General features: G+C 33.2%; 26 protein-coding genes. 25 read left to right on the forward strand and 1 reads right to left on the reverse strand.

What is annotated here, in order from left to right:
• Positions 1-167 precede the first annotated feature (167 nt).
• From D2K40_RS05590 to D2K40_RS16700, 6 genes are all read left to right on the forward strand, one after another.
• Positions 168-914: a metallophosphoesterase family protein gene (locus D2K40_RS05590; RefSeq protein ID WP_229666657.1), complete on the forward strand. Its 747-nt coding sequence runs from the start codon at positions 168-170 to the stop codon at positions 912-914.
• A 130-nt stretch (positions 915-1,044) separates the two neighbouring features.
• A complete protein-coding gene (locus D2K40_RS05595; RefSeq protein WP_373285562.1) occupies positions 1,045-1,833 on the forward strand; it encodes a DUF6994 family protein in 789 nt (262 codons plus the stop codon).
• A 122-nt stretch (positions 1,834-1,955) separates the two neighbouring features.
• A complete protein-coding gene (locus tag D2K40_RS05600; protein ID WP_117153817.1) occupies positions 1,956-2,513 on the forward strand; it encodes a YfbU family protein in 558 nt (185 codons plus the stop codon).
• Between the two features lie 294 nt (positions 2,514-2,807).
• A complete protein-coding gene (locus tag D2K40_RS16350; protein ID WP_162879145.1) occupies positions 2,808-2,981 on the forward strand; it encodes a hypothetical protein in 174 nt (57 codons plus the stop codon).
• Positions 2,982-3,338: 357 nt separating this feature from the next.
• Positions 3,339-3,491 carry a hypothetical protein gene (locus D2K40_RS05610; protein ID WP_188618797.1) on the forward strand — a complete coding sequence of 51 codons (153 nt, stop codon included), beginning with the start codon at positions 3,339-3,341 and terminating at the stop codon, positions 3,489-3,491.
• 685 nt (positions 3,492-4,176) lie between these two features.
• A complete protein-coding gene (locus tag D2K40_RS16700) occupies positions 4,177-4,311 on the forward strand; it encodes a hypothetical protein (RefSeq protein ID WP_268237311.1) in 135 nt (44 codons plus the stop codon).
• Between the two features lie 145 nt (positions 4,312-4,456).
• On the opposite strand, the gene D2K40_RS05615 is transcribed toward D2K40_RS16700, so the two are convergent.
• The gene (locus D2K40_RS05615) at positions 4,457-5,071 is read right to left on the reverse strand and encodes a hypothetical protein (protein ID WP_117153819.1); all 615 of its coding nucleotides are present in this window, start codon (positions 5,069-5,071) and stop codon (positions 4,457-4,459) included.
• Between the two features lie 241 nt (positions 5,072-5,312).
• Between D2K40_RS05615 and D2K40_RS05620 the strand changes: the two genes are divergently transcribed.
• The 19 genes from D2K40_RS05620 (at position 5,313) to D2K40_RS05720 (ending at position 24,107) form a co-directional block, all read left to right on the forward strand.
• The gene (locus tag D2K40_RS05620; RefSeq protein ID WP_117153821.1) at positions 5,313-6,086 is read left to right on the forward strand and encodes a YwmB family TATA-box binding protein; all 774 of its coding nucleotides are present in this window, start codon (positions 5,313-5,315) and stop codon (positions 6,084-6,086) included.
• A 145-nt stretch (positions 6,087-6,231) separates the two neighbouring features.
• On the forward strand, positions 6,232-7,065 hold the full coding sequence (gene lgt / locus D2K40_RS05625) for a prolipoprotein diacylglyceryl transferase (protein WP_117153823.1): 834 nt from the start codon (positions 6,232-6,234) through the stop codon (positions 7,063-7,065).
• 39 nt (positions 7,066-7,104) lie between these two features.
• Entirely contained in the window at positions 7,105-7,704 is a 600-nt protein-coding gene (locus tag D2K40_RS05630) for a class D sortase (RefSeq protein WP_117153825.1), read from the forward strand.
• Positions 7,705-8,096: 392 nt separating this feature from the next.
• A complete protein-coding gene (locus D2K40_RS05635; RefSeq protein ID WP_117153827.1) occupies positions 8,097-9,263 on the forward strand; it encodes a D-alanyl-D-alanine carboxypeptidase family protein in 1,167 nt (388 codons plus the stop codon).
• Positions 9,264-9,795: 532 nt separating this feature from the next.
• Positions 9,796-10,047, forward strand: coding sequence for a hypothetical protein (locus tag D2K40_RS05650; protein WP_117153831.1), 252 nt, complete (start codon positions 9,796-9,798; stop codon positions 10,045-10,047).
• 63 nt (positions 10,048-10,110) lie between these two features.
• On the forward strand, positions 10,111-10,521 hold the full coding sequence (locus tag D2K40_RS05655) for a cupredoxin domain-containing protein (RefSeq protein WP_117153833.1): 411 nt from the start codon (positions 10,111-10,113) through the stop codon (positions 10,519-10,521).
• A 16-nt stretch (positions 10,522-10,537) separates the two neighbouring features.
• Entirely contained in the window at positions 10,538-11,356 is an 819-nt protein-coding gene (locus tag D2K40_RS05660; RefSeq protein WP_117153835.1) for a cytochrome c biogenesis CcdA family protein, read from the forward strand.
• A gap of 71 nt (positions 11,357-11,427) precedes the next feature.
• The gene (locus D2K40_RS05665) at positions 11,428-11,670 is read left to right on the forward strand and encodes an amino acid decarboxylase (RefSeq protein WP_117153837.1); all 243 of its coding nucleotides are present in this window, start codon (positions 11,428-11,430) and stop codon (positions 11,668-11,670) included.
• Between the two features lie 132 nt (positions 11,671-11,802).
• Positions 11,803-12,246, forward strand: a complete 444-nt coding sequence (locus tag D2K40_RS05670) for a DUF305 domain-containing protein (protein ID WP_117153839.1) — start codon at positions 11,803-11,805, stop codon at positions 12,244-12,246.
• Between the two features lie 239 nt (positions 12,247-12,485).
• Complete coding sequence (locus tag D2K40_RS05675; protein WP_117153841.1) at positions 12,486-12,926, forward strand: CopY/TcrY family copper transport repressor; 441 nt, start codon at positions 12,486-12,488, stop codon at positions 12,924-12,926.
• A gap of 33 nt (positions 12,927-12,959) precedes the next feature.
• Entirely contained in the window at positions 12,960-13,175 is a 216-nt protein-coding gene (locus tag D2K40_RS05680) for a copper ion binding protein (RefSeq protein WP_117153843.1), read from the forward strand.
• Positions 13,176-13,191: 16 nt separating this feature from the next.
• Positions 13,192-15,654, forward strand: coding sequence for a heavy metal translocating P-type ATPase (locus D2K40_RS05685; RefSeq protein WP_117153845.1), 2,463 nt, complete (start codon positions 13,192-13,194; stop codon positions 15,652-15,654).
• A 183-nt stretch (positions 15,655-15,837) separates the two neighbouring features.
• On the forward strand, positions 15,838-16,047 hold the full coding sequence (locus D2K40_RS05690) for a heavy-metal-associated domain-containing protein (RefSeq protein WP_117153847.1): 210 nt from the start codon (positions 15,838-15,840) through the stop codon (positions 16,045-16,047).
• 36 nt (positions 16,048-16,083) lie between these two features.
• Positions 16,084-16,389 (forward strand): DUF2933 domain-containing protein, encoded by a 306-nt coding sequence (locus D2K40_RS16535; RefSeq protein ID WP_188618796.1) that lies wholly within the window; start codon positions 16,084-16,086, stop codon positions 16,387-16,389.
• 154 nt (positions 16,390-16,543) lie between these two features.
• Complete coding sequence (locus D2K40_RS05700; protein ID WP_117153849.1) at positions 16,544-17,950, forward strand: YncE family protein; 1,407 nt, start codon at positions 16,544-16,546, stop codon at positions 17,948-17,950.
• A gap of 204 nt (positions 17,951-18,154) precedes the next feature.
• Positions 18,155-18,826 (forward strand): response regulator transcription factor, encoded by a 672-nt coding sequence (locus D2K40_RS05705; RefSeq protein WP_117153851.1) that lies wholly within the window; start codon positions 18,155-18,157, stop codon positions 18,824-18,826.
• A gap of 72 nt (positions 18,827-18,898) precedes the next feature.
• A complete protein-coding gene (locus D2K40_RS05710; RefSeq protein ID WP_117153853.1) occupies positions 18,899-20,275 on the forward strand; it encodes a sensor histidine kinase in 1,377 nt (458 codons plus the stop codon).
• Between the two features lie 85 nt (positions 20,276-20,360).
• Positions 20,361-22,439, forward strand: coding sequence for a heavy metal translocating P-type ATPase (locus D2K40_RS05715; RefSeq protein ID WP_117153855.1), 2,079 nt, complete (start codon positions 20,361-20,363; stop codon positions 22,437-22,439).
• A 450-nt stretch (positions 22,440-22,889) separates the two neighbouring features.
• Positions 22,890-24,107, forward strand: a complete 1,218-nt coding sequence (locus D2K40_RS05720) for a murein hydrolase activator EnvC family protein (RefSeq protein WP_117153857.1) — start codon at positions 22,890-22,892, stop codon at positions 24,105-24,107.
• The last annotated feature ends 22 nt before the right edge of the window (positions 24,108-24,129 follow it).

Genomic DNA, 24,129 nt, shown 5'->3' on the forward strand with positions numbered 1-24,129 from the left:
GAGTAACTAGGAACTTATAATTTAGTACATATCTTTAGATGGAACGCGGAGTGCTGGGAAACTAGCACGCTCCGTGTGGAGCAGGGGAAAAGCTGGAGATAACCTCAAATGCTTACCTATTGCTGACGATTGTTTAAGAAGACATTTTAAAATTTAGATAGATGGGTGTGATTAGTACGGGGACTAATATCGCAATTATTACTGATATTCATGGGAATAGTTCTGCATTAAAAGCTGTTTTAAATAGTATTGATAAAAATAAGCAAATAGAGCATATTTATTGTCTCGGTGACTTAATAGGTATTGGTCATGAAACAAATGAAGTTTTAGAATTATTGCTTTCCCGTAAAGAAATCTCTTTTGTGACGGGAAATCATGACGAAGCTGTTTTGAAAATTATTGAGGGAAAAGAAACAAACAGTGTTGGGGAGGAAAGGGTGCATCATGAATGGGTTGCATCAAGATTGGATGAAAAATTTATTCCCTTTTTGAAAAGTATTCCAAAGAAACAATGTGAGAGAATAAATGGAAAAGACTTTTTGTTTTTACATTATCACCTAAATGAGAAAGATGAATTTTTATCAATTGATAATGAACCTAATGTTAATAAACTTGACAAATTTTATGAAACCTCCAAAGCAGATGTTATCTGTTTCGGGCATCATCATATTGTTCATCATTTTAAATCAAAGGAAAAACTTTACCTTAATCCAAGTTCATTGGGATGTAGTTACAAACCTCTTGCTCCATATGCTGAAATGCATATTGGGGATTCAGGTCAAATAGACGTTGCTTTTATTGAAGTTCCTTATGATAACAAGGAATTTTTACTATCATATCAGAAGCTAAATGTTCCTGCTAAAGATTTTATTTTAAAGATTTTTCATGGTGAACAGCATTTAGATTATATTTAATTCCTTATTACGCTAACGGGAGCTTATTTTCAATAAGGATTTGCACCCTTGTTCAATTAAATGGCAGTTTAGTTGAAGAGTATTAAGAAGGAATAAACAAACTTAATTTTATTGGGGGAATGTCGAGGTGATGAATTATTTTAAAGATGTAAATCCAAATTGGATTGATGAAAGCTTTGATTTGCGTAAAAGAGAAGACCCTGATGCTAAATCAAAAAAGTTATATGAGGATTTAGTAAAATGGTTGTTGGATAAGAAGGAACTCCCTAATGGAAATATAATTAAAGTAGAAGACGAGGTTGTTTGGATAGATAAATATGGAACCTATGAAGTACGTATTGAGATTTTGAATGGGGGAAAGTCACTTTATCGAGTTGGATTGGGTTCGGATTATATTGGTGCGTCAGTATATTGGGCGATAAAAGCTAAGATTGGGAAAGAAGAAATTGTTGATTTTTTGAAAATATCGCGAACAATAGGTGGGCATATGTTTTTTCCAAGATGGATAAAGGATTATACAACAACTAATAATGAATTTCACCACAGTTTATCTATTAATAAAGCTAAAGGTGGTCGAAATGATTTTTATGATAGATTTGATTTGTTTTTATTCGATTTGAATTCTTGGTATTTAGGAAAGGAATCCAAATTGAAAGATGTTTATGATAAAAATAAGATTTGGTTAAATCAATTTGAGACTTTCCCCCAATTTATAAGTTTTTTTAAATTGGATGGTTTTACAAATGGTAATAAAAATGAAAATAAGATTTTAATTAAAAATCTGTTAACGTTTAATCCTGAAAAAAAAATAATTGCTTATTTGGATAATAATAATTCAACAATTCCTACTGAAAAGGTTGCTTACATAGATTATGCCAGACACTCTAATAGCGTAATATTACTTAGAAATAATAAGTAATAGCAATTTTATTTAGTGTGATTGCAGTGCTAATCTACATTAGTGGGTACATTTTTTATGATTTGTTGCAGGAAAATGCTTCCTTTTGTCGAAGTGTTTCGATGAGAGGGAGGTGAAACAAAATGGAAAAGTCACTAACAAAGAAAGAACGTCTAATATTAGCTAATCAATACGAAATATTATCTAAACTTACTGAAGATGAATACGAAAAAAAACAATACGAGAATATACGCGATGCTTTTCGTGAAGGTTTCACTTGGGGATATAGCTTAGCGACAGATGGTTTATCTGAAGAGGTAACCGGCCAAGAATGTTGTTTTGTACTTGATGTTCTTGACATGTACAGCTCTTTATATTTTTCAAGAGAAAAAAGCAAAGAAGCTAAGGATGCTATAAATGAAAAAGAAGTATTGTTTGTAGGATTTGATTTAAATGATCTTCAAGAATGTAGATATTTTTCATTTTATAAATTTTTAGTAGAGGATCTTGGCAGGTTTAATGAATACAAAGAGTGGATGGATATCGGTAAAATAGAAGGTTTTAATTCTCACGGTTCAGGTCCATCTATGGAAAAATTATTGCGAATGATACAAAAAGAAAAAGAACTAAAGCGTATTAGACATGAAAGACACGACTTATATTTTACGAAAGAAGAAATACAAGAGATCTTGAATGCATAAAAAGAAGCACCAATCGTGGTGCTTCTTTTATTTATGGGATACGTGAAGGGAATCGTAGCAATAGGCGGGGGTTGCTACATAATGTCGAAATAAACCACTTCTAAGCAGGAAAATTATTCTATAAGTTAGAATATAAAGTTAAGGGAGTGGATATTGATGACTAACACAATTTACTGTAAATTAGCTATTTTTGTTTTAGGTACAATAGGTGCTTTGGGAATTATAGGATCATTTGATTGGGATACTTGAAATGAATTTAATGAGCACAAAAATCTTTATGAAGCAGAAATTGAAATGTTAAAGCCACAATTAACAGATATGTGGATTAGGGCACTAAATCCTTTTGTAGGAAGTTTGGTACTAGGATCTGTACTAATGGCGCTAGGTAAAATTGTCGAGGTATTAGAAGATCAACTTAAAGCAACAAAAAATCTTCAAAAAACATTAAAAGATATAACATCCAAATAGGGTGTCTTTTTTATATGGAGTTGAATAAATGGAACTTCAAAAGATTATGTAGCTGATCAAAGAAGATAAACTCATTAAGTTTTATCAATGTAAGGCTTGGTATGGTAAAGATGGAATATGGATTAAAGCTTTAGAACGAGATAATTACGAATGCCAGGAGTGCAAACGAGAAGGTAAAGTTAGTTCAGCACAAAACGTTCACCATCTTAAAGAGTTAAGACACATCCAGAGTTAGCATTGGTATTAGATAACACAGAGTCTGTTTGTATTAGTTGTCATAATCATGAACACAAGCGCTTGGATAAATACATACGTAAGAAAAAAACAAAATGGAATGATGAGAGGTGGTGAATAGCTATGCTTGATTTAAGACAAAGATTTTTGGAAGAAGGATTTGGCAAATATATTGGAACACCAGTGAAAAACATTGATTTAGTTTTTACGGCTGTAAAACTTCCAAACGGAGCTATTGAAACTATAACTAACTATCAAGGTATTGAACAAAGTTAGAGTACTTACGAGATGCTTATGACGATATGTTTTGTCTGAAAGCTAACATTATTTCTGCATCGATATTTCCGATTCCCTCTGGCCAGCGTAACTGTCTTCCTATGTGTTCAGCCATTAACCGCATTAACTAGCGTCCAGCATCGTAAAAGTACACTTTAATCACAATCACTTTACCATTGTTTGTTACGTCCATTTTAACCTCTTCCTTGAATAAAATCTTTAAACGTTAAATTTTATTTTTTTGTGATCTTTTATTATAAGATGCTCATGTTTTGCTCATGTTTATGTTTGAAATGAGCAATCTGTAATGAATTCATAAAGATAGAAGTATTGTTCTTATAGGCTTTTTAGAACATATTTTTATATATTTCCCCCATTATTACACGGGCGGCATGATGTAAGTTTAGGAAGCGGAAAGGGCTTGTCAGGCGCGACACGCATAAGCAGAGCGCCGTAAATGACCTTTACTTTGGTCATTGAAGGTGAACTGCTTATGACGTGAGCGACTAGCCCTTATAACTAGACTGTCGTTCAAACCCCTTGATAAGTAAGGGTTTTATGTAAGACTAGATTGAAATGCTAACATTGAGTTTTTCTGGAGGCTTCTCATTAGTTCACTGAACTTTTGGGAAGCTTCTTTTTATATTTATTTAATTAAATGGAAAGAAAGGGCAGGTTTAAATTAATGAGGATGGGTAAAAAGTTATTCCAAGACTTTCTTATTAGCTTCAAAAAAGTTAAACAAGAGTCAACAGTTGATAATAGCCCTGTAGATGTGTTAAAGCTTCGTTATGTACAAGGAGAAATGAACAAATTTTAAAGAACTTATAGGTGAAAAAGTCGTCTGATTTATTTCAGCGGTTTTTTGATTTGATAATGTCTCTCAAAAGTCTCTGTCTAAATCGTCGTTTCTAAAGAGCTTACAACATATGAGACCAATATAAAGTAATTTTACGTCACACTATTCAGTCATGTTCATAATCCTTTAAGTCTTTAAGTGGGTTGGAAAAGTCATGGTTCTCCTCTCCATGACCATCATGTTGATTAACATTGTCTCTAGGGAATACTGGTCCTAGTTGATTAAAAGTAACAAAAAAGGTAACTATTAAAATGGCCATTACCACGTGATTGTGCAGAATAGATTTATGGTTGATACCTAGTTCTTGATTTAGAATATAAAATACAATTAAGAGAGTAAATACAAATAACAAGAACATGAGCTTAACTAATATGTCTCTATAATCAGATAACACCATTACTCCTAGCATTGCTCCCATCATTCCACCCATTGCACCGGAAAGTAGCCCATCTAAAACCGCCATCATACTTATAGTTAACCCGGGTAATACACCCGCAATAATACCTATTAACATTCCAAGTACAGTCGATGTAAATATATTGCTAGAATAATTTATTCCAAATATTATTCCAATTATTATTCCTATACTCATTCCTAATGCCATCGAAATCATCATGCCCGTCATACAAGTGATTCTCTTTCTATGTTTAATTGTTTTTAACAAAAATATCAGATAAAGAACAGATATTGTTAGTAACATAACTGTTAAAGAAGTAGTCAATTAAATCCCTCCTAACCTTGTCCATTAATATATGTTGGTCTGTATTTAGATATGATTGGAATTAATTAAGTATTTTATTTATAACTGTATTTTCTTTTAAAGTTGATAATTACCAATTGCACAAATGCTGATAGCCTATTTTAGGTTTTTACACATGAAAATAAATTACAATTGAATAAAATATGTATAAAATTCTAGTTCCAGTAAAAAATAGAGTTATAGATTAATAGGAGGTGTCCGCATGATAAAAAAACTTAACATGAAAAATTGGATAGTTGTTTTTATTTCTATGTTAATACTAATTTGTTTCTATGGAGATAATAAAGTAAATGCTGAAGAATATAAACAAGATGGATTATTACTATTAGATGCATTTGAAGGCAGCAACATTAAAGTAGATAAAACCATTTTGAATTATAATGATGTTCTTAAAACTTATAATCAATATAGTGAATTAACAGGATTGAAAACAGAATTGGAGAGACTCTTTTCAATAGATTTAATTTTAACCTCTGAGACTGATAACAGAGAGGTAGTTAAATACGAAGGAAAAATTAATATTAAAAACTTACCAGAAACAGCTATACAAGTGGGTTTAGTTGGAGTTTATCATGAAAATGACACATATCAGGCGCATATTATTATCTTTTTAATGAGTGATCATTCAAATAAGGAAACGTACATTAGAAGCTTTAATTATTTAATGAACAGACTAAAAAAAATAACTATTGAACCTGAAATACAAGTGAATATACAAGGTGCCATTAATAAAAATTTGAATCACAAACAACAAGAAAACGTAATGCAAGGTATATTTGAGCAATTAGGTGGAACTACTGCATCTGGAGGAGTGAAAGAAAAGAATATGATAAGTCTTACTGGATATTCTAGTCAACTTCATTCTAAAATACAAAGTAATGAGCCAATAAATATACAAATTGCAAGTCGTTATTCGTCATGGAACGATAGAACAACTTTCACCATAGGTTCACCAATTATTTCAGCTGAATATTAATGGTTTTGCTGCCTCTTTTAACATTCGTTTTATTAGAGAATAATTAAATTTTAAAATGCATAGAATCTTGACAATTATAGAGTATTATTCTAATAAACTAGTGAAATTTTATATGAACTAGAAAAATTAGAAGCGAGGGTAAAAGTTGAAACCATTAATTAGTTTAGGACCATTTAACCTTTATTTTTTTGGATTCATGATAGCTATAGGCGCGGCAGTCGGTATATTCTTATTTATTAGAGAAGCAAAAAAACAAGGGATGAATCATAATCAATTATTAGATGTTGCAATTTATTCCTTGATAGGTGGGGTAGTCGGAGCAAGATTAATTTTTGTTCTTATTTATAATCCCTCTTTCTACTTCTCAAATCCATTAGAAATATTTTTTGTTCACAATGGTGGACTTTCAATTCATGGAGGATTATTAGGTGGATTATTGACAGGTTACTTACTCCTAAAACACTATAAAATTCCTATTTGGAAAACACTAGATTTAGTTGCTCCTTTTCTTATATTAGCACAAGGAATAGCTAGAATAGGATGTGATGTGTTTGGAGGTCCAATCTCATCAAGTTTACCTTGGGGGATGGATGTAAATGATCAATATTTACATCCGGCTCAAGCGTATGAGTTTATACTGGATTACATATTATTTGGGTATTTATGGTTGAGATTAAAACGTGTTACGTATACAGGTCAGGTATTTCTACACTACATAATAGGTTATATGATTATTAGAGCAATTGTAGAATTTTCAAGGATTAATCCGGTGGTTTATGGTCCATTTACTGTAAGTCATCTTATGAGCCTATTAGGAATAATTATTGGAATTATTTTAATCAAGTTTCGTAAAAAATCAGGGTTGATAAAAAAACAGGAGTTAATTAACTTAAAGCAAAGTGATTTTATAAAGATTACTTTAATCGTACTGGCTTTAATAGCAGCATCAATACTTATCTATAATGGTGTACAGGGCTAAGTTACACTTCTATTAGTAAACAGAGTGAGGAGTGGAGATTTGAGGAAAATAGCATTTTTGATAATGTTTGTTGGTATTATATTTTTGAGTATAGGTGGTTATCAGTTGATCAATATGAAAGTTGGTGAACAAGCAAGCTTACTTGAAGCAAAAAGTATTCTAGATAGTCAAACTCCTGTTGCTAATGTAGAAGATACTGAACTCCAAATTGATAAAGCTAAGTCTTTTGCTCCTGAACAAGGTGATACGGTGGGAATATTAGAGATTCCTAGCATAGATGCAGAATTTCCAATTATTGAGGGGACTGAAACGAAGCAGTTAGACAAAGGAGTTGGGCATTATATTAGTAGCGCATATCCAGAACAAAGCGACCAGATTGTATTGTCTGGGCATCGTGATACAGTTTTTCGTAATTTGGGAAAAGTAGAGATTGGTGAACAAATTGTAATTAAACTTCCATATGGAGAATTTACTTATGAGATGGTAGATTATCAAATTGTAGAAGCGGATGATCGCACGGTAATTAAGTCTACCGCACCAGAAGAAGTGTTAATCTTAACAACTTGTTATCCGTTTGGTTATGTTGGTGAAGCACCACAAAGATACATCTTAAATGCCAAGCCTTTGGTAGAAGGTTAACTGGTACATTATATCTTAAATATGAGATGAAAAGTGAATAGCGAACAATATCTTGTCCTCTATGGTCAAACTCAAGAAAGAGCGTAAATTTATGTTCTTTACAGTTTAACTTTAGGGGACTTTGTTCTCTTTTAGGATGAAGTATATTATTCTCTATGATTTATGCAGAGATAATTACATTGTAAGTATACATTGGTTGTATACTACTAATGTCCAAAATTCAAGGGATATGAAGGGAATACTGCAATAAATCGAAGAATTTGTATTAAATATTTTTACATATAGATTACAAATTAACAAGCATATTACACTAACAAAACTTCATAGTTTTTGCACATTTCTAAGGTAATATCAGTAAATAGATATAAAAGCTAATTTAGAAAGGTGAAGTCATGAATAAATTCCTCGTTTTTTCTTTATCTATTGTTCTATTCATTCAATTTAATATTCCGAAAGTAGAGGCACAACAAGAAGTCGTTCTACCAAACATACTAAGTGAGTCTGCAATTTTAATAGATGCTACGACAGGTGAAGTACTATTAGAAAAAAAACCTAAGAAAGTAATGTATCCTGCTAGCTTGACCAAAGTAGCTACTGCCATTTATGCAATTGAAAGAGGTAACTTGGATGATATTGTTACAGTTAGTCAAAATTCAAATGGAACAGGGGGCTCAAGTGTTTATTTAGAAGAAGGTGAACAGGTGAAGTTAAAAACTTTAATACAAGGGTTATTGGTTAACTCGGGTAATGATGCTGGAGTAGCTATTGCTGAACACCTTGATGGAAGTGTTGAAAAATTTTCTTCTAACATAAACCAATACTTAAAAAATACTATAGGCATAAATACCACAAATTTCATGAACCCACATGGTTTGTTTGACCCTAAACACACAACAACTGCATCTGATTTAGCAAAAATAACGCAGTATGCAATGCAAAATGGAATCTTTAAAGATATTTTTGGAATGAAACAATTAGAATGGAACGGTCTGTCATGGAACACAACATTATATACACATCATAAATTAATGAGAGAAGTACCATATGATGGAATAAATGGAGGAAAAACAGGTTATGTTAATGAATCGGGATTCACCTTAATTACAACAGCTGAACGTGAAAATATAAGCTTAATAGCTGTTGTATTAAAAGGATCACAACCGACCGCTTATAACGATACAACAAAACTATTAGACTATGGTTTTAAAAACTTTGAAACGAGTAAAATTGCAAAAGGCAAGGAATATGTGAATGTGTTAGGAGAAAGGTATGAAGTCCCAAATGATCTTTTTTTTACAAATAGGATAGGAGAAGAAATTGTTCCAGATATATTAACCAATGGTAAATTGGTTATAAATCAACAGAAATCAAAATTTAATAGTACCTTTGAGTTAAAAAAGAAAATAGAAGAAGTGGAGGAAATTCAACCGGAACTATTAGTAGAAGAAACGGTTGCTGAATCAGATAATGATGGAAATTTCCTAATTAAGTTAATAAAAAAAGTGATAAGTTACATTTTTAATTTAGGGGAAAAAGTTGAATCTGTTCTAAACTCGTAATAAAGAGTAGAAGTATAAATAAGAATATGACAAAATGATATATTTCCAAAAAGTAATGTCAATATTGATTTGGGGAATTAGTATGCATGGTGAACAACAGGTTGCCTATGGATTGTGGATCTAAGACCGGATAATTCTGACCTAGAACGGATGTTAGAATATATATAGTTAAAGGAAAACCAAAGATCTCGCTAAATAATGCCACTAAGAAAGCCGTAAAAGCTCCAAAAGTTCGCCAATCTCTACGTCATCCTCAATATAGCGGCTTTATGTTGGCAATTATAGGATTTCTAGTCCAGTGGCCAACTATAGTAACATTACTAATGTCACCGATATTAATGTTTATTTATGTAAGACTAGCGAAACAAGAAGAAAAAATGTTGATTGAAATGTTTGGAAGCGAGTATATACAGTATATGGATCTTGTACCTCGATTTTTACCGAAACTTAAAAAAAGTAATTATCAATATTCATAATTAGTTAAAGTTGTTACATAAGGAAGTAGTGAAAAAGTTTTTTGAGGAGATAAACGATGAACAAGAAACTGATATCTTTTCAATTAGAAGAAGTAGAATTTCAATTAAATAATTTGCAAAAAAAGGTAATGTGCGAAGAAGATGGCAAAGAAGAGTGGTTGAACGAGTTAACAATTGCTCAATTTAAAATGGGAAAAATATCAGGGTTATTAATAGAAAGTTATATTAGACAATACATGGATGAAGCAGTAAAAACAAGAAACAAAGAAGTTGCAAAAGAGATATCAAAACTTCTGAAGTATATATAGTATAAATCTCCTGAAAATGATGTTGATATAGATATTTATACTATTTTATAAAGGAGCGAGTCAATGCTTAATATATTAAAAAAATACAAGTTAGAATTAATACTGCTAACAGTTGTTGTTGGGGCTATCATACCAATTACATTAAACTTTGTTGCTGCTGGAGAGCAAGATTCAACCATAGGGAAATCTGTAGAAATATCAATGTCAGGGTATAATCCATCGACCATTAATGCAAATGTAGGAGAAGAAATAACGATTAAATTAATAAATCCAGACAATTCCGCACACTTGGATGGAGGTGGATGGCATCAATTTGCAAGTGATGAATTAGATTTTGATTATAGATTAAGTCCTAAATCAACAGAGGTAATCACACTAAAAGTTAACAAGCCTGGAGAGTACGAATTTTATTGTGATATTTGTTGTGGTGGCCGTGAAAACCCATCGATGCAAGGTAAATTAATTATTTCATAGATTAGGATTGATCACTTTGAAAGTATCATTACTAAAGTTAATGACTAGTTTATTTCTTTTTTTCTTAGTTTTCTTCATTTCTTTTTTTGTTGATCAAAATATAATTGCAGACAACGTAGCTACAACATCTATTATACTTTTAATTGCAATTATATTTCTTGCAGGTATATTGGATGGGTTTAATCCATGTGCTTTTAGTACCCTGCTTTTATGGAGTGGTTTTCTGTTACATCGTTTTGGTGCAGGAATAGATGGCGAATTAACTGTAGAAAAACAACGAAAAAAAATATTAAGTTACGCATTCTTTTATGCGTTAGGTATTTTCTTTATTTATTTTTTATTAGGTGTTGGTATTTTAGAGTTGTTTCGACTCACTGCTATACAAACAAGACTATTACTGCAAATTGCTGGTTTCATCATAGTCGTTCTAGGTGTTTTGATGATTCGAGATGTTTTTGTCATACATAAAAAAGCAATCATAAAAATGCCTGCATTTCTTCATCCAATCTATAAGAAGTTCAGTGAACCAGTTTCTAAAATTGGCAGTTTTTTAAGTGGTATTGTCATTGGCCTCTGCAGTGTACCTTGTGGAGGTGCAATCTATATGGCAGTTTTATTAATCATCCAGGAAAAAACGTTTACTGTAAAATATCCGCTTTTATTCTTATATAATTTAGGGTTTGTTTTACCTGTATTCATATTAGCGTTTATTCTATCAAATAAGAAGTTATTAACCAGTTTAAGCAGAGATTTTATTTTATCTCGAGGGAAGCTGAAACTAATTATTGGAATAACAACTATATTATTGGGGTATTTATCAATTTTGTTGTCTTGATTATTGATTGGTGAATTAAACTATAATGTGGGTTTTATACTTTATAAATCGAAAATGGAGAGGTGATTCAATTGTTAGCAGTTAAGTTAAAAGGAAACCGAGCAATTATTGATGTTCGAGTACAAGCAGCAGCTGGGGAACATCCAGGTAATGATATTTTAAAATATGTTGAAAGTGCACCTAAGGATATTGAATTTGAAATTCATGTGCCTCATGAAGCAAAACCACTTGTCAAAAAATTAGAAGGCATCGGAATGAACGTTACTACAAATAAAGTTGATGAAAATCATTATTACTTAATCGCAAATCTTTAAGTGAGATAGTATTTATAGGCGATAATTTTTTAACGACTTCTTACTCATTCAGTAGGTTCTAAACTTAAATGTTTACTATTTGTAGAAAAGGCAATAAATAGTTGTAAACAAATTACTTGAGGAGGGTAAATTATGAAGCCATATTGGAAATTTGCAGGAATGGTAATTTCATCAACCATCATTATGTTCATCTTTAAGTATTGGAGCACTTTTAAAGTGGAACACATATTTTTCAGTGAAACAAGAGCCTATATGGCCTTATTAATGGGTGCAACTATGGCTGTCATCATGCTGCTTTTTATGACACATATGCTAAAGAATCGCAAAGTGAATATTGGGATTTTAACGGGAAGTATCGTAGTATTTGCCGTCTCGCTTTTCTTACTTCGAAGCCAAACATTTGTTGATGACGTAGATTATATGAAAGCCATGATTCCACACCATTCCATAGCTATCTTAACAAGTGAAAGGGCTGAAATTACTGATCCACGTGTTAGAGAACTGGCAGATCAAATTATAGAGGCGCAACGTGAAGAAATTGCAGAAATGAAGAAGTACATTGATGATTTAGAATAAGAATAGTGATTTAATATGGAGTCAAAAATATTGTTTATAAGAAAGAAAAACCTAAAAGGTGTGAATTAGTTTGCTAATTCACACCTTTTTAATTTTTTTAGGATTTAAATTAAAATTATGCACACTACCTAAAGATGTGACAGATTTATGAAATGGTTTTAATTTAGTTGACATTTAACGTTTACAATTGTAAACTAACATTAATCGATTACAAATGTAAACGAAAAAGAGGTGTTTAAATGGAAGATAAGTCACAAATAACCGATGCAGAATGGGAAGTTATGCGTGTAGTTTGGACGCTTCATCAAGCTACTAGTAAAGACATTATAGAGGTGTTACGTTCTAAGAAAAATTGGAAGCAAGCAACTGCAAAAACGTTAATAGGTCGATTAGTTCAAAAAGGGTTATTAGAAACAGAACAAGATGGAAAACGATACCTATATACTGCTGCTGTTGATGAAACCGAAAGTGTCAAAATGTTGGAGCAAAGGCTATTTGATCGTATCTGTAATAAAGAAGTAGGTAAAACCATAGCAAGCATGATTTCAGAATCCACTTTGAGTCATAATGATATCGAATTGTTAGAAGAAACTTTAAATAGGAAGAAAAGTGAAGCGGTAGAAGAAGTGAAATGCAATTGTGTACCAGGGCAATGTCAATGTAAAGGACATCACCACTAGAATTATTATTAATATAAGAGGAGTGTTTAAGAAATGAAAAAAGTAACTTTAGATATTACAGGTATGAGTTGTGGACACTGTGTAAATAAAATTGAAACAGCATTAAAAGAGCAAAATGGTGTGGAGAAAGCTAAAGTTAATGTAAAAAAAGGTACAGCTGATATTAAATATAATGAATCCATACTAACCTTGGATAAAATAACAGATGTGATAAGTGAAGTAGGGTATAGTGCAAAATTAGTTAATTAATGAGAGGGTGAGTAAGATGGTGACAAAAACATTAAAGATAGAAGGAATGACTTGTGCATCGTGTGCACAAACGGTGGAAAAAGGCACGAAAAAGTTACAAGGGGTTGCATCGTCGAGTGTAAATTTAGCAACTGAAAAATTAAGTGTTGAGTTTGATGAGAATGAAGCTTCTATAAAAGACATTCAAGCAGCAGTTGACAAGGCAGGGTACAAGGCAATCTCAGATGCAGAAAAGAAAACTTTCTCTATTTCAGGAATGACTTGTGCATCTTGTGCCCAAACGATTGAAAGAGCAACTAGTAAGTTAGATGGCGTGATTGAATCAGATGTAAATTTGGCAACTGAAAAAATGAATGTCCAGTATGATTCTTCTACTGTTACAGTTTCAGATATTGCCGATGCAGTAGCAAGTGCGGGATATGAAGCGCGTGAAGATGTCGGCTCATCATCAGAATCAATAGATGAAGATCGTGTGAAGAAGGAAATGGAAATTAAAAGTCTTTGGAAGAGGTTCTTGATTTCTGCAATCTTTGCTGCACCATTACTCTATATTGCCATGGGGCATTTAGTCGGTGCACCATTGCCACGATTAATTGATCCCGAATTTAATCCTGAAGCATTCGCGCTTATTCAAGCAATATTGACTTTACCAGTAGTTATTGTAAATAGGAGTATCTATTCAGTAGGTTTCAAAACATTATTTCGCGGTCACCCAAACATGGACTCTTTAATTGCAATCGGAACAAGTGCAGCTGCGCTTTATGGCGTATTTGCCACTGTTATGATTTACTCTGGAGATACTAGTTATGCCAACGATCTATACTTTGAGACAGCAGCAGTTATTCTAGCGTTAATAACGCTAGGAAAGTATCTAGAAACATTGACCAAAGGCAAAACATCTGAGGCAATCAAAAAATTAATGGGTCTCGCTCCAAAAACAGCTAAGGTTATTAGAAATGGGCAAGAAGTAGAAATATCGATTGATGAAGTAGAGGTAGATGATATTGTAGTTGTCAAGCCAGGAGAGAAACTGCCTGTTGATGGTGTGGTAGTAGAAGGTATGACAGCAATTGATGAATCTATGCTAACTGGCGAGAGTATCCCTGTTGAAAAGAATATAGGAGATAATGTAATCGGCGCAAGTATCAATAAAAATGGGACAATTCAATATCGAGCAACAAAAGTTGGAAAAGACACTGCACTCTCACAAATTATTAAATTAGTGGAAGACGCTCAAGGTTCCAAAGCACCTATTGCTAAAATGGCTGATGTGATTTCTGGTTACTTTGTTCCGATTGTAATTGGGATTGCTATTCTTTCTGGATTAGCTTGGTATATCGGTGGCCAATCTGTAGTTTTCTCACTTACGATTTTAATTTCTGTTCTTGTAATCGCATGTCCTTGTGCTTTAGGGTTAGCCACTCCCACAGCAATTATGATTGGAACTGGAAAAGGGGCAGAGAACGGTGTATTAATAAAAAGTGGTGTTGCACTTGAAACCACTCACAAATTGCAAACTATTGTATTTGATAAGACAGGAACGATAACAGAAGGAAAACCAATCGTAACAGATATTGTTACCGCTAATGGTATATCAGAAGATGAATTATTATCATTAGCAGCTTCTGCTGAAAAGGGATCAGAACATCAATTAGGTGAAGCAATTGTAAAAGGTGCTACCGAAAAACAACTGAAATTAATGAAGACAACGGCTTTTAATGCCATCCCTGGTCATGGTATTGAGGTAACAATAGATGATAAAAACTTATTGTTAGGTAATAAGAAATTAATGGATGATCGTAATATCTCATTAGGTGAACTAATGGAAAATTCTGATCAATTAGCAAATGAAGGTAAAACCCCGATGTATATTGCGATGAATGGTCAAATTGCTGGAATAATAGCTGTAGCAGATACGGTTAAGGAAAATAGTGTGAAAGCAATCGAAAAGCTACACCAAATGGGGATCGAAGTAGCGATGATTACTGGTGATAATAAACGAACAGCTGAAGCAATTGCTAAACAAGTGGGAATTGATCGTGTACTAAGTGAAGTGTTACCAGAAGACAAAGCTAGTGAAGTGAAAAAACTTCAAGAGGAAGGTAAGAAAGTAGCAATGGTAGGAGATGGAATAAATGATGCCCCAGCACTGGCTCAATCTGATGTTGGAATTGCAATTGGGTCTGGTACAGATGTAGCTATGGAATCAGCAGATATTGTTCTGATGCGGAGCGATTTAATGGATGTACCAACAGCTGTCCAATTAAGTAAATCTACACTTAGAAATATTAAACAAAATCTATTCTGGGCATTTGCGTATAACACAGCAGGTATTCCGGTAGCAATGGGGATCTTATTCCTATTTGGAGGTCCGTTATTAAGTCCAATGTTTGCAGCTGCGGCGATGACTTTTAGTTCTTTATCCGTGTTATTAAATGCATTAAGATTGAAACGATTTAAGCCTTCTACTTTAAACTAACATTCAAGGTTGGAGTAGTGAAAATGATTTGATGTTCACATTGTTGACAAGGTATTTGCTTTTTTTCTGCACATTAAGGTTCTAATATAAGATTTGGAAATTAAATTCTGTTTTTAGACATGTTAGGCATGTGTTCTGGTTTGTATAAATAATCTAAAATTTAATTAATTAGGAGAGGATAAGATGGAAACTATTATTTTTAATGTTGAAGGTATGTCATGCGGTCATTGTGTCAATTCCATTAAAGAGGCTTTAAATGAATTAGAAGGAGTATGTCATTCAAATGTTAGTTTAGATGACAAAACAGTGGAGGTTAAGTACGACACCTCAGTAATCGATGTAAGTAAGGTAAGGGAAGCAATAGTTGATACAGGATATCAAGTCATAGCATAGAGGAATTAATAATCAGTGATTGTGGAGGTGTTTATTTTGGATTGGGTATTGCTTTTAGTTCTTCTTATCTGTCCACTGATGATGTTATTTATGCATGGTGGTCACAGAGGGCACAAACATAGTGGTGGAAAACACGGTAGTCATAATCACTCACAGCAACATGGTCACGGAGACCATAGTCACCATTCAAGCTTACAGGATAATAATTCTAGTAGCGTTGAAAGGATGGATAGTTATAAGTTAAACCAATTAGAGGGAGAAATCGAATTATTAAAAGAAAAAAATGAATTACTACAAAAGAAGGTAGAAAACTTTTCGCAGGGTGTTACTCATAAATCGTAATAAATAAATCAAAAGAGGGTGTCACTAAAAGTAACTTTTGGTAACACTCTCTTTTTAAATATAAGTAAATGTGACACAAGTTAGCTATATTTTCTGATTAGACTTGTAATATTCTAATAGTAGAGTCACTATTAAGTGAGAGGAAGTTTACAAAATGAAAAAACTAATGACATTGATTTTTTCTATACTTCTGTTAGTTCTCTCAGGTTGTAATAATGAGGATCAAACAAAGGAAAACGGCCTTTTTTACGTTGCTAATGCGGGTGAAGGAACGATATCTATCATAGATCCAACAACTAACAAAGAAGTCGATAAAATTGAGTTAGGAACGAAACAAGCTTCGCATGGCATTGCATTGAGTCCGGATGGACAGACAATATATTCTGGAACGGGTTTTGAAGGTATGTCGTTAATAGCAATAAATGCAACAACAAAAGAGGTTGAAAACGAAATCTCGTTTGACCAAGGTGTCCATGGCATTGATATTGGACCAGATGGCAAATATGTATACGTTTCTTTAAATCCGGGTTTGGGTGTAAACGGCGGTAGCTTGGCCACTATGGATACAGAAAGCTTTGAACTAGTAGAGAATGTTGACACTGGAAATGGTCCAGCGCATGTTGCGGTTTCCTCTAGTGGTAAACAAGTGTGGGTAGCAAACGTCAATGATAATAGTGTTTCTGTAATTGATACAGCTACGAATAATGTTTTGAAAACAATAGAAGTTGGAGAAGTACCAAATGAAGTAGCAATTACTCCAGACGAAAAGTTTGTATTTGTTGCGAATGTCGAATCTGATTTATTATCTGTTATAGGTACAGGCTCTTTAGAAGTGATAAAAACCATCGAAGCTGGTGATGGCCCACATGGTGTTACGGTTTCTCCAGACGGAACAGAGGTATGGGTATCAAATAATAATTCAAATGATATTTATGTTATTGATACTAGTACATTGACAATTAAGACAATTATCCCTACGGGGTCTTATGCAAATCACACGGCATTTTCTGAAGATGGAAAATGGGTTTATGTCACAAATCGCGAATCAAATGATCTAGTGAAAATTGATCAAGTTACAAAAGAGGTCACCGAAAGAATCCTTGTAGGTGCGGAGCCACACGAGATTTCTCTAGAAAACAATGTGAGCACTAACTCTAATTCAATAGAGTATACCTTTCTTGATGAATTTGCAGTAGAAGAAGAAAGTTCTGATTCTTCACATGAAAGAATTGAGATGGTAGATTCTGTTTCTATAGAAGCAAGTCATATAACTAAAGAAGAAGAATTAAAAGAATTAAATATTGTTTCAAAAGAAAACATTGTATTTCGATTATCTTTAACAACCCACTCTGGCAACCTTTCTGAACTAGGCTTAGAAAAAGCTATTTCGTTAATTGATGTGGAAGATAATGCGTATAACCCAACTGAATGGATAGTGGAAAGCGCTGATGCGCATCATCCATCGTATATTATTTCCTTCCCCCAAGTGGATAAATTAAAAAGCCTTAATATTGATAACTTAAATAATAAAAAGGTAGTATTAGATTTTTCCTCCATGTAATGATCACCAAAAACAGTGCCAGCTAATACAAAACTGGTGCTGTTTTTCTACTTATAATTTTCCATTTGTAGGCCAAATTTGCTGTGCTTTAACTGTGCTTTAATTAAATTCGATAGGCTCTATTTTAATAACTAATTTACGGTAATTGCAAACAATTATTACATGCAAATTGATCTGTACTATTTCTTTTAAGGGGTTGTAGACATGACAAAAATATTACTAGTAGATGATGAAGTTAGAATGCTTGATTTGCTAGAACTATATCTAGAACCAATTGGATTTTCATGTGACAAAGTAAATTCAGGTGAAGCAGCTTTGGAAAAGATTGAAAAAAATAAGTATGAAGTTGTTTTGCTTGATATCATGATGCCTGTAATTAGTGGTTTTCAAGTTTGTAAAAAAGTTCGTACATTCTCTACTGTACCGATTATTATGTTAACGGCAAGAGAAGCGAAAGAAGATGTTGTCAAAGGTTTGAAATTAGGAGCAGATGATTATATAACAAAACCATTTAATGAAGAAGAACTTTTAGCAAGAATACATTCTGTATTACGTAGGTCCGGTCAAGAAAGTTCAATTGAAATCAACCGATTAGTTTGGGATGAATCAACCCATGAATTAAAATACATAGGTAGAACAATCCCGCTTACACTTAAGGAGTTTTCCATCATTGGTTACTTGATGAAAAATCCAAATCGAGTATATTCAAGAGAATCTCTAATTGATTTAATTTGGGGCATGAATGCGGAGACAGAAAGAAGAACTATTGATTCTCACGTACGTAATATGCGGGGAAAAGTAAGGAGCTCAGGTTTTCCTATTGATACCCATCTGAAAACGGTGTGGGGTGTTGGGTATAAATGGGTTAATGAGTGAATCCAAACCCCTGAAACAGATAAGGTTATATTGATGCCATACATTCTTTTGTCAGAAGGGAGGTAATTCTGTTTGAAAAAAATTTCATTTAAGTTAGGTATCTCTTTTTTAATAGTAGTATTAATATTAGAAAGTCTACTATTTTTCTTTTTATACCTATTTATTGTAAAGGAAAGAGTAGAGAGTGAAACGGATAATCTCTTAGGACGTGGTATGAATCATCGGGATGTTTTAGAAAAAAATTTCAATATAGATACGATTGAACATGTGGCTTTAATGGAGTCGGAGGCAGAGACAAAAGTGGTCATCGCGAATGAGAAATTTAAAATTATTGATGCCTCCCATGATATAAATCAAAATATGAAACAGCTTATAAGTAAAGGAAGGTCAATGGATTTTTCCCATCATGGTATATTAGTTGAATCTAGGTGGGCGTCGGAACCGTATTTAGCTACAATAAGTCCAATTATAATAGATGGTTCTAATGAAGGGTATGTCTATATGTTTGCAGATACTAACCCCATCCGTACCATGATAAAAAATATTACGCTTGTTTTTGTTGTAATCGATGGAATTGCTATTATCATTTCGATTATAACTATCTTTTTCTTATCACAATTTATTACACAGCCTTTGATTAAAATGAAAGAAGCAACTGAAAAAATTACAAAGAGAGACAATGATGTAATCTTAGACATTCATCGCGATGATGAATTAGGTGAGCTTGCAAGAGCAATTTATACACTTTCTAATGAATTAGAATACCTGAAAAATGAACGTACGGAATTTTTGTCTAGTGTTTCTCATGAACTGAGAACACCACTTACCTACTTAAAAGGATATGCAGACATCTTAAATAGGTCCAATCTTCCTGCTAAAGACCGTGAGAAATTTGCATCCATTATTCAGGAAGAAGCAACACATCTAGCTGAGATGGTAAAAGAGCTATTTCTACTTGCTAAAATGGATAAAAATCAATTTTTAATTCATAAAAAAACAATTCCATTATGTTACTTCCTTCAGGATATTATTAGTAAATTAAAGCCAGCATTTACTGAGAAGAATATTCGTTTACAATTAACGTGTGCTAAGGACGTAAATGTGAACATAGATCCAATACGTTTTAGACAAGTAATAAATAATTTGCTAGACAATGCAAGGAAATACGCCTCCGAATATACAAGTGTCAAAGTTTCTGCTTATGAACAAGAGGATAATGTTGTGATAGAAATTACTGATCAAGGAGAAGGAATTCCAGAAAAAGATATTCCCTACATATGGGAAAGACTATATCGTGTAGATAAATCTCGTTCTCGTGCATTGGGTGGAAGAGGATTAGGACTTGCGATTGTTAAAGAAATTATTGAAAGGCATGGTGGTACTGTAAATGTAAAAAGTTTATATGGAGAAGGTACTACGTTTACTATTAAGATAAAAAAATGGAATTGATGTGGTAATCTGCACAAATTTTGCATTATTTATGGGTATTACTATTTTAAAGTGGTAAAGAATACTTAAAAATGAGGTGAATAAAATGAAAGATCACGAACATCACAACCATCCTAAAAGTGATGAACATGAACAAGGAAGCAAGCATCATCATGATCATGAGACAAACCACCATGATCATAATCATATGGATAAAGGCAATCACGACCATCATCATGGTCATGATCATAGTCATATGATTGATGACTTTAAAAAGCGATTTTACATTTCCTTAATTGTAACTATTCCAATTTTAATCTTATCCCCTATGATTCAATCGTTCCTAGGTGTAGATTGGCGTTTTGAGGGAGATATGTATCTCTTATTTGTACTTTCCACGTTTATTTTCTTTTATGGCGGAATGCCATTTCTCAAAGGATCACTTGATGAGTTGAAACAAAAAAATCCAGGCATGATGACATTAATAGCGTTAGCGATTGTTGTTGCATATGTCTATAGCTCATTGACTGTGTTTGGACTCTCGGGCAATAACTTCTTTTGGGAATTAGCCACATTAATCGATATTATGTTGTTAGGTCATTGGATTGAAATGCGTTCTGTTATGGGTGCCTCCAATGCACTTGAAGAATTAGTGAAAATGATGCCATCAGAAGCTCACCTAGTCGATGAGAACGGGGATATCACCGATATATCCATTGAAGAACTAACCCAAGGCAATCGGGTTTTGGTTAAACCAGGTGAGAAAATTCCGGTGGATGGGAAGATTGTTAAAGGACAATCCACAATTGACGAATCGATGCTTACTGGTGAATCTGTCCCAGTAGAAAAAGAAGTAGATGATGAAGTAATTGGAGGAGCCATTAACGGCGAAGGTTCGTTAATAGTTTCTGTGGTGAAGACAGGTGAAGAAAGTTACTTATCTCAAGTAGTTACGATGGTAAAGGAAGCGCAGGAATCTAAGTCGAAAACACAGGATCTATCCAATCGTGCGGCAAAATGGTTGTTTTATATAGCGTTAGCAGCTGGATTAATCACATTAATAGTCTGGCTTTTGTTAGGATATAGCTTTAATTATGCATTGGAGCGGATGGTAACGGTCATGGTGATCGCATGTCCACATGCATTAGGACTTGCAGCTCCATTAGTAGTTGCGAGATCCACAGCACTTGCTGCAAAACGAGGTTTATTAATTCGTAATCGAACCAGTTTTGAAGAGGCAAGAAAGCTACAGTCCGTAGTATTTGATAAAACAGGTACATTAACGGAAGGAAAGTTTGGCATTACGGATATTCAATTAGAGCAAGGCTTTGAAGAAAATGAGGTGCTCTTGTTAGCAGGATCATTGGAAATGCAGTCAGAGCATCCAATTGCACGTGGGATTGTGGAAGATGTAAAGGAAAGAGGGATTTCTTTTCAGAGTCCAGAAACATTTGAATCACTAACAGGTAAAGGACTTCAAGGAAAAGTAAACGATAAAGAGGTTAAAGTAGTTAGTCCTGGTTACGTGAACGAAAAACAAATTTCTTATGATCAAGATGTGTTTGAACAATTGTCCAGCCAGGGTAAAACGGTAGTTTTTGTCATAGTTAATGAAAAACTAGCTGGAATGATTGCTTTGGCAGATAAAATCAGGGAAAGTGCAAAACAAGCAATTACTGATTTAAATGACTTACAAGTACAATCGATGATGCTAACAGGTGACAATAAACAAGTTGCTCATTGGGTTGCTAATCAATTAGGATTGGATGATGTATTTGCTGAAGTATTGCCACACGAAAAAGCAGATAAAATTAAAGAAATAAAACAAAAAGGATTAAAAGTTGCTATGACCGGTGATGGTGTGAATGATGCTCCAGCACTCGCAAATGCGGATCTTGGGATTGCGATCGGAGCGGGGACAGATGTTGCAATGGAAACAGCCGATGTCGTGCTAGTTAAAAGTAATCCGAACGATGTTGTTTCAATTCTATCGCTGTCTAAAGCTACGTATCGTAAAATGATTCAAAACCTCTGGTGGGCAGCTGGTTACAATATTGTAACTATACCTCTAGCGGCTGGAATTCTGGCACCAATTGGCATTGTACTCAGTCCTGCTGTAGGTGCAGTATTAATGTCGCTAAGTACTGTAATTGTAGCAATAAATGCACGACTCCTAAAAGGATAATTGGAAAAGGCACATCATAAAAACTTGTGATGTGCCTTTGCTTTATTCAAGAGGATGTTCAAAAAGCCGCCAAATGATAAGCGGCACATCTATTTGTTGGTTCTTCCGGTCATCATGTAGGGAAAGCCTACATTCTGGTCCTCAGAAACTTTGCCGCCTCGACCTGCTTGCTTCTAACTTATCGACTTTTTGAACACGCACTTCTAGATTGTGTTATTATCAATAAGTTAATATGTCTAATTCCTCACCCATTTGTTAACCATTGCCTCCTATTCTTTCCTGTAAATAGTAAAAATCATTTTTAGTAATATTAATGTTATTTATTTGTTATATACTTGCCTCTGATTTTGCACCCTTTCTGCAAACCTTAATTTTATACTATGTTTGGAGTCTTACATAACGACATATAAATAAAAATTAAAAGATTTAGCATGTGAAGGAGAATGATTCATGCAAATTTATAAATCAATTAAACTTAATACCGGCCTAGTGATGATTGTAGCTATTACTATCATTATACCTTTAAATCAACAAGTGTTAGCCAGTAGTTCTCATAGTCGTAAAAGTTATGAAGAAGTAGAAGAGGAAATAGATTCAAAAAAGGAAAAAATGGAAATTCATCAAAATGAATCTACAAATATAAGTAATGAATTAATAGATATTCAGACTCAATTAATGGAGAAAGAAAAGGAAATTGCTTCAACAGATCTACTTTTAAAGAAGACTGAGTATGATATGGTTAAGATTGAATCAGAAATGGATATCTTACAAAAAGATATTGAAGAATTAATAAATAAAATTAAAAAGCGAGAAGAAATACTAAAACGAAGACTTCGTTCATATCAACAAAATGGTGGGGATATGGGCTATTTAGATGTTATATTTGGAGCCAAGAACTTTGTTGATTTTATAACTAGAATATCCGTAGTTACTAAAATTATGGAACAAGACCAAAGCATTTTGGAAGCGCAGAAATCAGATAAAAGTAATCTTGAAGAAACAAAGCAAAAACTATCAAGTAAACAAAAAGATTTAGAAATAGAAATTAAAGACAACGAAGAGAAAAAAGCATTTCTCGTTGATCAAAAAGATGAAATGAAACAACTGGAAGAAACGTTAGAAATTAAATTAAAAGAAACTAAAATTACAATGGCTGACTTAAAAAATCATACTCAAAAATTAGAAAGGGAAAAAGAATTGTTGATGCAAGAAAGTGAATCAAAAAATCAATCTATTCCTAGTTCAAGTGACACTTCAAATAATAATAAAAATATTGAACAATTTTCTGGAAAAGATGCTACCAAATTTATTTGGCCGACAAATGGTGGAATAATCACATCGTATCAAGGAATGAGATGGGGAAAGTTTCATAAAGGGATTGACATAGCTGGACCTAGCAACTATTCTATTCTTGCTTCAGATGGTGGTAAAATAGAATTTGCTGGTTGGATAAATGGCTATGGTAAAACGATAAAAATTAATCATTTAAATGGATACAAAACTCAATATGCACATTTAAAAAGTATAGATGTAAATGTTGGTGATAACGTAAGCAAAGGTAACAAAATTGGTGTTATGGGAAGTACTGGTCGTTCTACAGGAATTCACTTGGATTTCGAAGTTTACTTAAATGGAAAACTTCTTAATCCTGTTGATGTGTTACCTTAAATCCACGTATACATTTTGGGAT

Source organism: Paraliobacillus quinghaiensis, assembly GCF_003426025.1.
Taxonomy (GTDB): Bacteria; Bacillota; Bacilli; order Bacillales; family Amphibacillaceae; genus Paraliobacillus_A; species Paraliobacillus_A quinghaiensis.